This is a genomic window from Streptomyces sp. TLI_171, assembly GCF_003610255.1.
In the GTDB taxonomy this organism is placed as follows: domain Bacteria; phylum Actinomycetota; class Actinomycetes; order Streptomycetales; family Streptomycetaceae; genus Kitasatospora.
Genome location: NZ_RAPS01000001.1, coordinates 5,975,897 through 5,989,500, shown reverse-complemented (window position 1 = coordinate 5,989,500; position 13,604 = coordinate 5,975,897). Strand labels below are relative to the sequence as shown.

The window sequence follows — 13,604 nt, the reverse complement described above, 5'->3', positions numbered from 1 at the left end:
CCTGCCACAAAGTCTGACGCGCGACAGATACACCCCCAGGCCAAGCAAAACGGCTCGCCAGCTAGGCTGACGAGCCGTCATGCAAGATCGAGGCTAGACAAGTCCCAATCCAGGCTCATTCTTTGATCGCCCGGACAGTCTTGCCCATGAAACCGCACGACTAACCATGCGCGAGGCCGTTAGGGCCTGGTGTCGATGAAAGACGTGCCTGAGGCCGTCATCACGTTAGGCGAGGTGGTGGAACCAGCCACGAACACTGTCACAGAGCCAGTGAGCGCGAGGTGAGCGGTTCCCGCATAGAAGGTACCGGAGTTGCTGTTCCAGTACCCGTACACCTTTGCGTAGGTCACTCCTGCCAAGTTGAGAGTCTTACAGGAGTTGCGCAGAACACTCGTTGACAATCCACCTGCCTGCGGGAATACCGCGTAGCCCGCGTAGCTGCTACTGAAGCACACAGTGACCTTGCGTGCGGTCGCGGCCTCAGCGGTGACGGCCGGAATCATTGCAACAAAGGTGGCAACGGCAACAGTCACGATCTTGCGAATGATGTTCATGGGGCCTCCTTTTGGGAGAAGAGAAGTGGTGGGAATTCATCGCACCATCTGGCTGGAAATTATTCTGCTCCTCTGCGGCCTAGCCGGACCCTGGGTAGAAGTTGCCACTGTCCATTCACCAGCATTGGTTGCCCGAACGGTCACAACAGGAGGGTTATTCATGGAGCTCGTAACACGATCACGGTGTCGGCTTGTTGAGCCTTCGCCAGCAGATGAGGGTGGCTGCGAGCGAGATGAGTGAGCCTCTTTCATCCTGTCCGGGGAGGGTGAAATGGCTGCTCAGCGGTGGTGGGTAACAGACGAGGCTCCTGGTCGTTGCGATGGTGTTCTCTACGCACCACGCTCTGACCGAGGAGCCTCGCTTGGTCCCGTATCCTGCCATGCTCGACGTCCCGCACGAGCTGGTCGAGCATGTCTCGTGGCTCATCTACACCCGAAGGCGTGAACTACGCTCACGGTGGCGGAAGTTGGGGTGCTTCAAACAGGCACTCCTGGTCCTGGCCCACCTGCGCAAGAACGAGACCCTCGCACAGGCCGGCGCCGGGTTCGGGGTATCCGAAGCAACGGCCTGGCGGTACGTCAAGGAGACCGTGGAGGTCCTGGCCGCGTGGGCGCCGGGCCTGCGCGAGGCCCTGGTGGGACTGGGCGAGGGCGACTTCGTGATCGTGGACGGCACCCTGGTTCCGACCGACCGGATCAAGGCGGACGAGCCGTACTACTCGCACAAGCACCGCAAGCACGGGATGAACGTGCAGGTCGTCGCAGCCCCCGACGGCACACCCCTGTGGTTCTCCCGCGCCCTGCCGGGGCGCACCCACGACCTGACCGCGGCCCGCGCCCACGGCATCGTCCAGGCCTGCCTGACCCGCGAGATCCTCGTCCTGGCGGACCGGGCCTACCGAGGTGCCGGCGCCACCATCCGCACCCCGTACTACAACCACCACGAACTGCCCGAGCACTACCAGCAGTACAACCGCGACCACGCCCGACTCCGCGCACCCGGCGAACGCGCCTTCGCCCAGCTCAAGTCCTGGCGTGTCCTCCGCCGGGCCCGCTGCTCGACCAACCGGATCAGCCGCCTGATCGCCGCCGTCCACACCCTCATGATCCAAAGCCCTGCAACCTGCGAAAACTCAGGATGAAAGAGGCTCACTGAGCTCTTTCAACGGCGCCCCGGACGAGTGGTGAACCGACTGCCGTTGACAGGCTTTCGACCTGCCGGATCTCGCCAGCGGGCGCACCCCCGTGCGCCCGCGCTGTCACCTGATCGGTGGCCGAGTTGAAAGAGCTCAGTGAGTCGTGGAGGTCGAGGCGGCGTTCCCATCGAATGGCGAGGAGCTTGAACTGGTGGAGCAGGGCGAAGGTCTGCTCGATGACGTAGCGGAGCTTGCCGAGGCCGCGGATGTCGGGCGCTTCGGCGGGAGGTCACGGGCAGGATCCGACGGCGGGTCAGCTCGCGGCGGACGTGTCTGCTGTCGTAACCCTTCTCTCCCAGTCATGACGCCCGATACTGCCTCGTGACACCCAGTCCGTGAGAGGCGTGTGAGAGACAGCCCCCAAGAGGATCTCATGTAGTGATTTACATCACACGTCATGCTCGATCGGAAGGCGGGACGGATCAGAAGGCACGGGCCTACGGGCCGTCCCAGGGGCAATGCCGACCCGCCTACCCGGCCGAGGGACGCCCGGCAGACGGCCCATGGCCGACTGAGCGAGACCGTCCACGATCTGCCGGGCCCAGGGCAGGCCCGGGGCGCTCCAGGGTGAGTACCCGCTCTGCCACTCCAAGGCCCATTCGCCGTCGCGGAGTGTGTGGATCTCGGCGAAGAACGAGGCGTCGTTCCGGACGGCCACCGCAGCCAGCACTACCCGGGTGGTTCCTGCCTGGTCCTCGATCAGGGTCGTCGAATGCCCGGTCGGTCGGAGCGGGCCGCTGTCGTCGCTGAAGTAGGTCTCCGGGTCGTCAACCGGCCAGTCGTAGCTTCCTAGCCAGTTCCTCCAGGAGGCCCGCTCAAGAAATGGCCCGCGCGATCCAGTGACACCTGGCGTGCGCACTCCAAGATGTTGTGCGACCTTCGATGCCATGTGGAACACCTCGCCGCCAGCTCTGCGTTCGGAGGTGAGGAGGAACTGGGCCTCGCGTGTCGTCCCCCAGCGGGTGAGCCGCATCGCGTGTGGTTGGGTTTCCGTCAGCTGCACCCTGTCCATCAGTTCGAGCCAGCTGCGCAGTTGGCGGGCGAACTCGGCCATGGTCAACCTGGCTGCGGGGTCGATGCGGGTGGCGGCCTGGAGGACTCTGAGCAGAGTGCTCATTGGTGAGCCGTTCTTGGTGCGGGGATTCTGCCAGTTGGGCAGGTGGAACTCGTCGGCACTCGACCACAGCGTGCCGCCGGGAGGGTAGGGGCCTTCCCGTCGTGCGGCGACGAACAGGGTCTGGGCGAGGCTGTAGACGTCGGCCTTGCTGCCAATCTCCCCGGACAGGCCGCCCGCGGTGAACATCTCGGGGGCGAGGAAGCCCATCGGGCCGATCTTCTCGACCGGCTTGGTCGGTCCGGCCTGGCCCCAGTAGGCGATGCCGAAGTCCGCGAGGACCGCCCGGCCCGCGTGCCAGAACAGGTTGTCCGGCTTGATGTCGCGGTGGAAGACCCGGTGCTCGGCCAGGGCGGCGAGCGTGTCGGCCAGATCGAGGAACGGTGCCACGATCTCCTGAAGCGTGCTGGCCTGGTCCAGGTGGTCGGCCAGGCCGACCGCCAGGGGCATTACGTACCACTGCGGTTCGAGCCCATGGGAGGTGTCGATGGCGAGAACGGGCAGTACCCCGGGCATGCCGCTCAGCTACTGCATCTCCCTGGCCTCGGAGTGGAAGCGGTTGCGGCGGTTCGCAGCGTTGAGCTTCCTGTTGTCGAGGTACTTCAGCACCGCCTCTTCGCCGGTGCTGAAGTTCCTGACGCGCCGAACGAACTCCTTGCTGTCGATGCTGCCCAGCGGGCCGAGGTTCTCCCAACCAGGCACGTCGGCCTTGTAGTCGATCGAGGACCGTCGGTATCGGCGCGTGCGGGCGGAACTGCTGTTGTTTGCCACCGCCGCACCATAGGACGGACCGGTGGTTGGCGCATCCAATTTGCGACGTTGAGGCTGCATCGGGCCGGCAGTAATGCCCGCGCTGACCTCCGAACCGTGCGCCGAAGCGGAATATAGGGCTGCTGTTTTCGATTGGTCTCCTCGCACGCTCGTACGAAGGGGGCCGTTGGGTGAGCGACTTGAAGGTGTTCCGGCTCGGGGCGGACGGCCGGGACGTGGAGCTGCAGGGCTCGACGGTAGCGCTGGAGGTGGAGCTGCAGCGCCGGGTGGAGGCCGGGATGGAGCGGATGCTGGGTATCCGGTTCCTGGCGTCGGAGTACCCGACGGGGCCGTGGCACCGTGGGCGGGTGGACTCGCTGGGGCTGGACGAGAACGGCGTGCCGGTGGTGGTGGAGTTCAAGAAGGGCGCCGACAGCGGGGTCGTGTCGCAGGCGCTGTCGTACCTGACGTGGTTGAAGAGCAGCCGTCTGGAGTTCGAGTCGCTGGTGCGGGAGAAGCTGGGCGAGGCGGCCGTTGCGTCGGTCGACTGGCGCTCTCCCCGGGCGCTGTGTGTGGCGGCCGGGTACTCGTGGCACGACCGGGTGACGGTCGGCGAGTTGGGTCGGCGCTGGCCGATCGAGCTGGTGCGCTACCGGGTCTTCGACGGCGGGCTGCTGAGCCTGCAGCTGGTCGAGCCGGTCGTCGCCCCTACCAGCGCGCCGGCCCGGCGCCAGACGAGCGCGCCCGCGGTGGCGGAGGCCGTCGAGGTGGCCGTGGTGCCGGCTTCGGTGGAAGTGCCGGAGTGCCTGCGGGAGCTGTACGGGGAGCTGGACGAGGTGCTGACCGCGTCGGGCGAGGTGGAGACGGTTCAGCTCAAGCACTACGTGGCCTACCGGCGGCTGCGGAACGTGGCGTCGGTGGTCTTCCGGCCGTCCGCTTCGCATCGGGCGCTGCTGGTGTACCTGCCGCTGGACCCGGACACGGTGGAGCTGGAGGAGGGCTTCACGCGCGACATGCGCGGCATCGGCCATCTGGGGACCGGTGACCTGGAGGTGCGGATCGCCTCGCTGGCGGACCTGGCGAAGGCGGCGGTGCTGGTCGAGCGGGCCATCCAGGAGGTCTGACCGGCCGGACGGCGAGGGCGGCCGGAGCGTGGTGCTCCGGCCGCCCTTTCGCGTCTGCGGCTGCTGGGGGTTCCGGGGGTTCTCATGCTCATGCCTCCGGTCCGGCGAGGACGAAGTCGTCCTGGGTGAGTTCGGCGCGCAGGCGCTGTTCGGCGATGTCCGCGTAGTGGGGGGAGAGTTCGACGCCGACGAAGTTGCGGCCTTCGCGCAGGGCGGCGATGCCGGTGGAGCCGGAGCCGGTGAAGGGGTCGAGGACGGTGCCGCCCTCGGGGCAGATCCGGACGATCTGCTGCATGACCTCCAGGGGCTTCTGGGTGATGTGGACGCGGTCCTTGCGGGGCTGGCTGGCGATGAAGTGGCCGGGCAGGTAGATCGCCCGGCTCTTGTCGAGGGTGCCCTTGACGCCCCAGAGGGCGAACTCGGCGGACTGCTTGAAGCCGCCCTTGCGCGGGCGGCTGGCGGGCTTGATCCACGGGATGGTGCCCTGCCACGTCCAGCCGGCCATCTGCAGCGCGTCGCTGGTGGTCGGCTCCTGGCGCCAGTCCGAGAAGACCACGGCCACGGCGTGCTCGGTGCTGGCCCGGTAGGACTCGGTGAGCAGTTCGGTCAGCCAGGAGCGGTAGGAGCGCTGGTCGCGGTTCTCACCGGGGAAGGTCTGCAGGTCGTGGGCGGAGCCGCTGGTGACGTACTTGGCGCGGGCGTCGCGGCCGGTGCGCTCGGAGCTGGTGCGGCCGCCCGAGTTGTACGGGGGGTCGGTGATGACGGCGTTGACGCTCTCGTCGGGGAGGGTCTTCAGGACGGTGAGGGCGTCGCCGCGGTGGAGGGTGAAGGTGCTGTCGGTCATGGCGGTCTTTCTCGGGGCGGGGGTGGATCCCCGTCCTGCGGTGCCCGGCGGCCACCGCGGGACGGGGGGATGGCCGGGACGGTAGCCGGAAAGGACGGCCACACCTAACGGCGGCCGGGAGGGTTCCGGGCCTGGTGAGGGGTCGTTTGGTGCGGCCGGACTTGGCGTTTACTGTCTCGCCATGCCAACCGGGCCGCAGGGTCAACTCGGTCCGGGACGGCTCGTGTTGGTCCGTGCTGCCCCGTCCAGCGGGAGACTTCGCGGGCCCGCCTCCCCCTATCCCCTTCGTTCCAGGAGACCTCGTGTTCGGGCTGAGATTACGAGCGCGGCCGGCTGCCGCGCATGATCCGAGACCGGCGTCCGGGAGCTGCGAACTCCCTTGACCCGGGCCCGCCTTGAGGGCGGTTTCACTACCGGCGCGGTGCCGGCGACTTCTTCGCACGAGAGGCCGGCACCGCGTCCTCCTACAACACCCCGAGGAGTTGCTGCGATGCAGCGCGCCCTGGCACAGCCGTGCCTTCCCCCGCCCCGCCCGTCCACCCCGACCGTCCTGGGCGTCCGTTGCGCCCAGCGGCGGCGGTGAAGAAGTCCGCGGGTCTGCTCGTCTCCCTGGTCGCGGCCGGGCCGCTGGCCCTGGCGCTGCCGCTGGTGGTGGTCGCCGCCGGAGGTGCTCAGGCCACCACCTGCACCCCGGGCGGTGATCCACAGGCTGTGGATACCGCCGCCGTCGCGGCCCAGGTGAAGTCGATCCTGGACGGCTCCAACCCGCTGGGTGCGCCGACCGTCTCCGGGCTGGACAAGCCGGACGAGCAGATCCCCAACGCGAAGACGATCCAGGCCACCGGCGTCGCGATGCACATTCCCGTCCGCGGGCAGGTCGTCGCGCTGGCGACCGCGCTGCAGGAAAGCGGTCTGCGCAACCTCGACTACGGCGACCGCGACTCGTTGGGGCTGTTCCAGCAGCGGCCCTCGCAGGGCTGGGGCACGCCGGAGCAGATCATGCAGCCGGTGTACGCCTCGACGAAGTTCTACGAGGCGCTCCAGCAGGTCTCCGGCTGGCAGTCGATGACGGTCACCCAGGCCGCGCAGGCGGTGCAGCGCAGCGGCTACCCGGACGCCTACGCCAAGTGGGAGCCGCTGGCGACGGCGCTGCAGCAGGCCATCGCCCCGCTCCTCGAACCCGGCACCAACCCGGGTTCGGCTGCCTCGCCGTCGCCGGACGCCTCGCCCAGCGCCGCTCTAGCTGCGGGTGGCGGGTGTTCGACCGCGGGCGGCGACGGCAGCGGCTTCGGGACGATCCCGCCGGGCACCCTGCCCGAGGGGTACACGATTCCGGCCGACGCTCCGCCGCAGGTGCAGACCGCGATCCGCTGGGCGCTCGGCCAACTCGGCACCCCCTACCAGTGGGGCGGCAGCTGCGAGGACTCGCACGGCGCCGACCCGATGGGCCGCTGCGACTGCTCGTCGCTGATGCAGATGGCCTACAAGGCGGCCGGGGTCACCCTGACCCGGACCACCTACACGCAGGTCAACGAGGGCACCGCCGTGCCCTTCAACGCCCTGAAGCCGGGCGACCTGCTGTTCACCACCGGGACGGCCGCCGTGCCCGAGCACGTCGGGATGTTCATCGGCGGCGGCCTCGTGGTGCAGGCCCCGCACACCGGCGACGTGGTCAAGATCTCGACCCTCGCCGAGTGGCAGCCGCAGATTCTCGCGGCCCGCCGAATCGTCTGACCGGCGCTTCTCCCCTCCCCTCCCCTCTTCTCCCCTGTTCATCCGGTGCGCCTTCGGGGTGCCCGGATTCTCCTTGGAGTCCCCCCATGTACTTCGCCGACAAGGCCATCCAGCTCGCGTACGACCCGGGGATCTCCCCCAACGAGGGCGGCCTTCCCGGACTGTCCGTCCTCAAGCAGGTGATGGGCTCCATCAACCTGTTCGGCATCATCGCGGTCGTCGGAGCGCTCGCGGTGAGCGCCGGCGTGTGGGCCTGGGGCCACCACTCCGGCGGCCACCAGGCCGAGGCCAACGGCAAGAAGGGCGTGCTCGTCTCCGCCGGCGCGGCCCTGCTGCTCGGCGCGGCCAACGGCGTCGTCGCCTTCTTCTCCACCCTCGGAACGCAGGTCAAGTAGCCGTGCAGAAACGTTCCTTGAACTCCTCTGCTGCCCGCAGCGGGATGTCCGGCGGCGCCCTCGTGCGCCGCCGGGCGCTGCTGGGCACCGTGGTCCTGGTGGCGCTCGTCGCGCTGGCCGGACTGTTCTCCTACTTCACCCGCGACGGCCGCACTCCGTCCAACCGCCCGTCCGCGGAGCCGAGTCCGTCCTCGTCTCCGGTTTCCGCCCCGGCTTCGCCGTCCCCGCTTTCTGGTGACGGGACGACGTTGCCGGTGCCGCCGGACACCCACGACCCGATCGCGTTCGGGAAGGCCGCGGCGGTGGCGCTGTGGTCGTACGACACCCGGGCGTACTCGCAGCCCGAGCTGGTGGCCGCCCTGCACCGGTGGCTGACGCCCGAGCAGGAGCTGGCCGACCCGGCTTCGGTGGACCACCTGGTGCCTTCTCCGGTGCTGTGGGGGCGGATGGCCGACTCCGGGCAGTACGCCACCGGGAGCGCGGCCGAGGCGCACTTCCCCGAGTCCTTCACCCGGGCGCTGCAGGCCGATCCGGGGGCGATCACCCAGGCGTACGTGTACGCGGTGACCGTCTCCGGCAAGCAGTCCATCGCCTGGAACGGCTCGCCCCAGGGCGGTGCCGAGGACCGCTCGGTCACCCTCGCCGTGCAGTGCCGTCCCGACCGCCCCTGCTCCCTGGTCGGCGTGATGCCGTCCGTGGCGCCCTGACACCACGAAGGAGGTGCCCTCCGTGGGCGTCTGCGACATCCCCCTGATGGGCCAGGTCTGCAACGTGGTCGACGCGGTCAGCTTCGTGTCGAACCCGGGCAAGTCCATCACCGACGGCATCGGCGCGTGGATCGCCAAGTCCATGGGCGAGCTGGCCTCCAGCGCCGTCGACCTGGCCTCGCGGGCGGTGGACGAGACCACCGCCATCAACCTCAACGCCCCCTGGTTCAGGGCCAACTACGAGCTGGTCATGGTGATCGGCCTGATCCTCACCGTGGGCACGTTCTGCGCGCAGCTGGTGCTGGCCGCCTGGCGCCGGGACGAACGCGCGCTCGCCCAGGCGGCCTGGGGCACGATGACCGGCGTGCTGTTCTCCTTCGGAGCGATCAGCTTCACCGCCGTGGCCGTCACCGTCGTCGACACGGTCTCCGCCGGGCTGTTCAAGGCCGCGGGCACCAGCATCGACGACGCGATCAGGCGCCTGATCAAGGTCTCCGAGCTCGGCGCAATGTTCCAACTCGGCTGGGCGATCCCCGCGCTCGTCGCGGTCGGCTGCGCGATCGGCGCGTTCCTCTACTGGGGCGTGATGGTCGCCCGCAAGGTCGGCGTCCTGGTCCTGGTCGTCCTCGCCTCGTTCGCCGGTGCCGGCGGCGGCTGGGAGGTCGCCAAGCGCTGGCGGCGCGGCTGGATCGAGGCCACCGCCACCCTGGTGGTCTCCAAGCTGCTGATGACGGTCGTCTTCATCACCGGCGTCGCGGCCATCGGCGAATCCGACGCCAAGGACGGGCTCGGCGCGCTGTCCGACATGATGGCCGGAACGGTGATCATGGTGCTGGTGTTGCTGTGCCCGTACGCCGTCTACAAGTTCGTCCACTGGGCGACCGACGGCGGCGGCCACGACGACCTGCACCGCACCGGCATCGCCGGCATGGCCGTGGCCGCCGGGGCGGCGAAGACCGCCGGCAGCCTCGCCATGCAGGCAGGCACCGGCGCACCCGCCCCGCAGGGCCCCGGCCAGGTCCCCGGCACGAGTAGCGGCGACAGCACCGGCGGCGGGATCGATCCGACCGGGCGCTTCAGCAAGGAGGGCATCGACGCCGGCCCCGCCCAGCAGCCCACCACCTTCCGCTTCGGCGAGGACCCGAACGCCCCCGGCGACCGCGGACGCGCCCTGGTCACCCGGCCACCCGGCATCCCCGCCCTGCTCACCCGCCCCTCCAACCAGGGCAGCGGCGAGACGGCACCGTCGGACGGCGGCGAGGCACCGGAGACCCCGGCCGGAGCGGTTGCCAGCGGCCTCGCCATCACGCGCCCGTCCACCTCCGTCCCCTCCGCACCCGCCCCAGCCCCGGCCCTCACTGCGGCCCCGGCTTCCGTATCGGCCCCGTCGCCGGCTCCGGCCGCGACCTCGGCTCCCAGTGCGGCTCCGGCTTCCGTTCCGGCTCCGGAAGGAGCACCGGGCAGCGGACCGTCCCCGGCCGGAGGTTCCTCACCTGATCCGGTCCGGTTCGTCTACCCGCACCAGCCCCCGGCGTCCGGTTCCTGACCGCAGCGCCGTCCCGGGGCGGGCCGAAGCCCTCGGCCCGCCCCGGCGCCACCCCTCGAAGGAGCCCCTGGTCATGACCTCCAGAAGAACGCCGCGCCCCCGCCCACCTCCCGCTCACCTTCGTCTGGAATCCCGATGTCCTCCACCCCGAAGCCCGACGCCCCGGCGTCGGTGAAGTTCCCGCACCGCAGCCGCCGAGGCGTCCTGCTCGGCCTGAGCGTTTCCCAGCTGATCACCGTCGCCGCCACCGGCCTGGTACTGCTCGCCGTCCTGACCACCCGCGGCGTCGTCGGCGCCCTCCAACTGCTGCCCCTGTGGGGCGCGGTCGCCGCCGTCGTCCTCCTGCGCTACCGGGGACGCACCCTCGCCGACTGGGCCCCGATCGCCGTCCGGTACGCGCTGCGGCGCCTGCGCGGGCAGTTGGTCTGGCTTGCCCGGCCGTCCCGGCGTCCGGTGCGCGAGGGCCTGCTGCACCTGCCCGGCGGCGCGGCCAGTCTGCGCGTGGTCACCGCTCCCGACCGCCGTTACGGCGCCGTCCACGACCCGCACGCCGGCACCCTCACCGCCATCGTCAAGGTCTCCTCCCGCGCCTACGCGCTGCTGGACCCCGGCATGCAGGCCGCCAACGTGGCCGGGTGGGGCCGGACCCTGGCGGCGCTGGCCCGCACCGGGCACGTCGCCCGGATCCAGGTGATCGAGCGGACCGTCCCGGACTCCGGCGACGCGCTGCGCCGGTACTGGCAGGAGCACGGGAAGCCGGACGCTCCGCTGGCCGGTGCGCTCTACGGCGAGCTGGTCGAGAGCGCCGGTCCGGCCGCCGCGCCGCACGAGTCGTACATCGCCGTCGCGCTGGACTTCAAGAAGGCCCGCCGCCTGATCAACCAGGCCGGCGGCGGCCTCACGGGCGGCTTCGCGGTGCTCGCCCAGCTGACCTCCGCCTGCGAGCAGTCCGCGCGCACCGCCGGGCTGAACCCGACCGGCTGGCTGTCGGCCGCCGAGATCGCCGCCGTCGCCCGCACCGCCTACGACCCCGCCTCCCGCGCCGCGCTGGACCGCTGGTCCGACAACGGCCGCCCGGCCGCCGAACCGGCCGCGGCGGGCCCGGTGGTCGTGGTGGAGAAGGCCGACCACATCTCCACCGACTCGGCGCACCACACCACCTACTGGGTGGAGAACTGGCCCCGCACCGAGACCAACCCCGGCTTCCTGCACCAGGTGATGTTCGCCTCCGGGGTGCGCCGCACCGTCTCCCTGGCCTACGAGCCCAAGGACCTGGACGCCGCGATGCGCGACGTGCAGCGCAAGAAGGCTTCGGTGATCGCCGACTCGGCCGAGCGCGCCCGCAAGGGCCAGGTCGCCTCCGAGGCGGACTCGGTGGAGTACCAGGACATTCAGGCCCGCGAGCGGCAGCTGATCGCCGGGCACGCGGATGTCGCGCTGACCGGCCTGCTGACCGTCTCCGCCGACACCGAAGACGAGTTGCGCTCGGCGTGCGCGGTGATCGAGACCGCCGCCGTCGGCGCCCAGCTGGACCTTCGCCCGCTCACCTGGCAGCAGGCGACCGCGTTCACCGCCGCCGCCCTGCCCTTCGCTCTCGCCGCCTGACGCCGGCCCGCCCCTCCCCGAAGGAGACCACGATGCCGGCCACCCCCGCCGCCACCCAGGATTTTGTTCCGTACGCGACCGCCGCCGTGGACTTCCACCGCGCGCTCAACGTGCCCACCGGGCCGCTGGTCGCCTCCCGGCCCGAACTCGACTGCCTGCACGAGCACCTGCTGTCCCTGCACGCCCTGCTGGACGCCCACGCCGAGCGCACCACGCCGCTGCTGCCCGCCGAGGGAGAGCACCTTCGTGCCGCCCGCACCCGGCTGTGGCAGGCCGCCGACCACCTCCACGCCGCCTACCACTGCGCGCCCCGCACCGGCAGCGGCGAGGTCCCCGACGCCGAAGCCTGCCGGACCCGGCTGCCGGAAGGCGCGCCGGAGCTGACGCTCTGCCGCCGCCATCAGGACGCCACCCGCCTGGTGCGGCGCCGCACCACCCCGACCGACCTGCACTCCCCCTTCACCGGCCTCGTCCGGCACTGACCCCGGAAGCCGCCACCATGACCAGGAACCGCGCCACCGCCGCCCAGCTGTTCGTCCCGCGCAAGCCCAGCCGCGCCGAGCGCCGGGCCGCCCGCGAGAGCTTCGCCGAGGCCCGCACCAAGGCTCGCACCATCCGACTCCCCTCCCAGGAACGGGAGTTCACCGGGGCCGACCCCGAGCTGCAGCCGTCCTACCCCGCCTCCGGGCGGCCCGGCCCCGCCTCCGCCCGCGGCAGCAAGCTGCGTCTGCCCAAGCACCGCATGACCACCGCCGTCGCCGGCGGCGCCTACCCGTTCCTCGCCGAGGCCGGCCTCGGCGCCGAGGGCACGTTCATCGGCCGCGACCTGCACGCCGAAGCCGCGTTCTGCTTCGACCCGTTCACCCTCTACAACTCCGGCCGCATCGAGGGGTTCACCAACCCGAACGCGGTCCTGTGCGGGATCATCGGCATGGGCAAGTCCGCGCTGGCCAAGTCCATCGCGACCCGGTCGATCGCCCACGGCTACAAGATCTACATTCCGTCCGACCCGAAGGGCGAATGGTCCTCCCTCGCCCGGGAGTTGGGCGGGCAGACCATCGCGCTCGGCCCCGGCCTGCCGGGCAGGCTCAACCCCTTGGACGCGCCGTCGCGGCCCGCCGGGGTGGACGAGGAGGACTGGAGCGCCGAGGTCCGCAAGCGCCGGCTCCTGCTGCTGGCGAGCCTGGCGGCCACCGTGCTCAAGCGCGACCTGCTGCCGATGGAGCACACCGGCCTCGACGTCGCACTCGACCTGGTCGTCGCCGAGGCCGAAGCTGCGGGCGCGCCGCCGCTGCTGGGCGACATCGCCCACGCCCTCGGTCGCCCCGAGCGTCTGGACGCCGCCCTCGGCGACCAGGGCGCCGGGCTCGCCGTCGGCGACCTCGCCCACGCCTTCCGCCGGCTCGTCCACGGCGACCTGTCCGGCATGTTCGACGGCCCCTCCACCGTCGCCTTCGACCCGGACGCGCCGATGCTGTCGATCGACCTGTCCCGCCTGGGCAGCAGCGGCGACGACACCGCCCTCGTCCTGGCGATGACCTGCGCCAGCGCCTGGATGGAAGCGGCGCTCGCCGACCCGGACGGCGGCAGGCGCTGGGTGATCTACGACGAGGCGTGGCGGATCATGCGGCACGTCGGCCTGCTGGAGCGCATGCAGCAGCAATGGAAGCTCTCCCGGGGCCTGGGCATCGCCAACCTGCTGGTCCTGCACCGGCTTTCTGACCTGCTCGCCGCGGGCGACGCCGGATCGCGCGGCCGGGTCCTGGCCGAGGGCCTGCTCGCCGACTGCAGCACCCGCATCATCTACCGCCAGGAACCCGACCAGATCCAGGCGTCCATGGCGCTGCTGGCCCTCACCGGCGTCGAAGCCCAGGCCATCGCCGCCCTGCCCCGCGGCCGGGGCCTGTGGAAGGTCGCCGGCCTCAGCTTCGTCGTGCAGCACCTGCTGCACCCGCGCGAGAAGCAGCTGTACGACACCGACTTCCGCATGGCCGCATAGCCAACCACCCTGCCAATACAGCTGATTGAGGAATGA

At 70.7% G+C, this 13,604-nt stretch carries 13 protein-coding genes; 9 read left to right on the top strand and 4 right to left on the bottom strand.

The genetic code is table 11. The features are described 5' to 3' along the window. Nucleotides 1-179: 179 nt before the first annotated feature. Nucleotides 180-554, bottom strand: coding sequence for a hypothetical protein (locus tag BX266_RS27045; RefSeq protein WP_099903983.1), 375 nt, complete (start codon nucleotides 552-554; stop codon nucleotides 180-182). 320 nt (nucleotides 555-874) lie between these two features. On the opposite strand from BX266_RS27045, the gene BX266_RS27040 reads away from it, so the two are divergent. Next, on the top strand, nucleotides 875-1,696 hold the full coding sequence (locus tag BX266_RS27040; RefSeq protein WP_099903981.1) for a transposase family protein: 822 nt from the start codon (nucleotides 875-877) through the stop codon (nucleotides 1,694-1,696). A gap of 442 nt (nucleotides 1,697-2,138) precedes the next feature. Here the strand turns inward: BX266_RS27040 and BX266_RS27030 are convergent, their stop codons facing one another. Next, nucleotides 2,139-3,380, bottom strand: coding sequence for a protein kinase domain-containing protein (locus BX266_RS27030; RefSeq protein WP_099903977.1), 1,242 nt, complete (start codon nucleotides 3,378-3,380; stop codon nucleotides 2,139-2,141). Nucleotides 3,381-3,389: 9 nt separating this feature from the next. After that, nucleotides 3,390-3,635, bottom strand: coding sequence for a hypothetical protein (locus tag BX266_RS27025; RefSeq protein ID WP_099903975.1), 246 nt, complete (start codon nucleotides 3,633-3,635; stop codon nucleotides 3,390-3,392). A 170-nt stretch (nucleotides 3,636-3,805) separates the two neighbouring features. On the opposite strand from BX266_RS27025, the gene BX266_RS27020 reads away from it, so the two are divergent. After that, nucleotides 3,806-4,738, top strand: coding sequence for a DUF5655 domain-containing protein (locus BX266_RS27020; RefSeq protein WP_099903973.1), 933 nt, complete (start codon nucleotides 3,806-3,808; stop codon nucleotides 4,736-4,738). An 88-nt stretch (nucleotides 4,739-4,826) separates the two neighbouring features. On the opposite strand, the gene BX266_RS27015 is transcribed toward BX266_RS27020, so the two are convergent. After that, nucleotides 4,827-5,582, bottom strand: coding sequence for a site-specific DNA-methyltransferase (locus BX266_RS27015; protein WP_099903971.1), 756 nt, complete (start codon nucleotides 5,580-5,582; stop codon nucleotides 4,827-4,829). 579 nt (nucleotides 5,583-6,161) lie between these two features. On the opposite strand from BX266_RS27015, the gene BX266_RS27010 reads away from it, so the two are divergent. The 7 genes from BX266_RS27010 to BX266_RS26980 all read left to right on the top strand — a co-directional run bounded on the left by BX266_RS27010 (nucleotide 6,162) and on the right by BX266_RS26980 (nucleotide 13,568). After that, nucleotides 6,162-7,316 (top strand): C40 family peptidase, encoded by a 1,155-nt coding sequence (locus BX266_RS27010; RefSeq protein WP_099903969.1) that lies wholly within the window; start codon nucleotides 6,162-6,164, stop codon nucleotides 7,314-7,316. Nucleotides 7,317-7,402: 86 nt separating this feature from the next. Beyond that, complete coding sequence (locus BX266_RS27005) at nucleotides 7,403-7,711, top strand: DUF6112 family protein (protein WP_099903967.1); 309 nt, start codon at nucleotides 7,403-7,405, stop codon at nucleotides 7,709-7,711. A 44-nt stretch (nucleotides 7,712-7,755) separates the two neighbouring features. Next, nucleotides 7,756-8,418 (top strand): hypothetical protein, encoded by a 663-nt coding sequence (locus tag BX266_RS27000; protein WP_099903965.1) that lies wholly within the window; start codon nucleotides 7,756-7,758, stop codon nucleotides 8,416-8,418. 22 nt (nucleotides 8,419-8,440) lie between these two features. Further along, complete coding sequence (locus BX266_RS26995) at nucleotides 8,441-9,964, top strand: ATP-binding protein (protein ID WP_259464868.1); 1,524 nt, start codon at nucleotides 8,441-8,443, stop codon at nucleotides 9,962-9,964. Nucleotides 9,965-10,099: 135 nt separating this feature from the next. After that, on the top strand, nucleotides 10,100-11,569 hold the full coding sequence (locus BX266_RS26990) for an SCO6880 family protein (protein WP_099903963.1): 1,470 nt from the start codon (nucleotides 10,100-10,102) through the stop codon (nucleotides 11,567-11,569). Between the two features lie 32 nt (nucleotides 11,570-11,601). Then, complete coding sequence (locus BX266_RS26985) at nucleotides 11,602-12,051, top strand: DUF6238 family protein (protein ID WP_099903961.1); 450 nt, start codon at nucleotides 11,602-11,604, stop codon at nucleotides 12,049-12,051. 17 nt (nucleotides 12,052-12,068) lie between these two features. Continuing rightward, a complete protein-coding gene (locus BX266_RS26980) occupies nucleotides 12,069-13,568 on the top strand; it encodes an ATP-binding protein (protein ID WP_099903959.1) in 1,500 nt (499 codons plus the stop codon). The last annotated feature ends 36 nt before the right edge of the window (nucleotides 13,569-13,604 follow it).

Excerpts from the sequence above, each read along its gene's own strand:
- BX266_RS27045 (WP_099903983.1), bottom strand. The coding sequence starts at position 554 with ATGAACATCATTCGCAAGATCGTGACTGTTGCCGTTGCCACCTTTGTT.
- BX266_RS27040 (WP_099903981.1), top strand. The coding sequence starts at position 875 with ATGGTGTTCTCTACGCACCACGCTCTGACCGAGGAGCCTCGCTTGGTC.
- BX266_RS27030 (WP_099903977.1), bottom strand. The coding sequence starts at position 3,380 with ATGCCCGGGGTACTGCCCGTTCTCGCCATCGACACCTCCCATGGGCTC.
- BX266_RS27015 (WP_099903971.1), bottom strand. The coding sequence starts at position 5,582 with ATGACCGACAGCACCTTCACCCTCCACCGCGGCGACGCCCTCACCGTC.
- BX266_RS27005 (WP_099903967.1), top strand. The coding sequence starts at position 7,403 with ATGTACTTCGCCGACAAGGCCATCCAGCTCGCGTACGACCCGGGGATC.
- BX266_RS27000 (WP_099903965.1), top strand. The coding sequence starts at position 7,756 with ATGTCCGGCGGCGCCCTCGTGCGCCGCCGGGCGCTGCTGGGCACCGTG.
- BX266_RS26990 (WP_099903963.1), top strand. The coding sequence starts at position 10,100 with ATGTCCTCCACCCCGAAGCCCGACGCCCCGGCGTCGGTGAAGTTCCCG.
- BX266_RS26985 (WP_099903961.1), top strand. The coding sequence starts at position 11,602 with ATGCCGGCCACCCCCGCCGCCACCCAGGATTTTGTTCCGTACGCGACC.
- BX266_RS26980 (WP_099903959.1), top strand. The coding sequence starts at position 12,069 with ATGACCAGGAACCGCGCCACCGCCGCCCAGCTGTTCGTCCCGCGCAAG.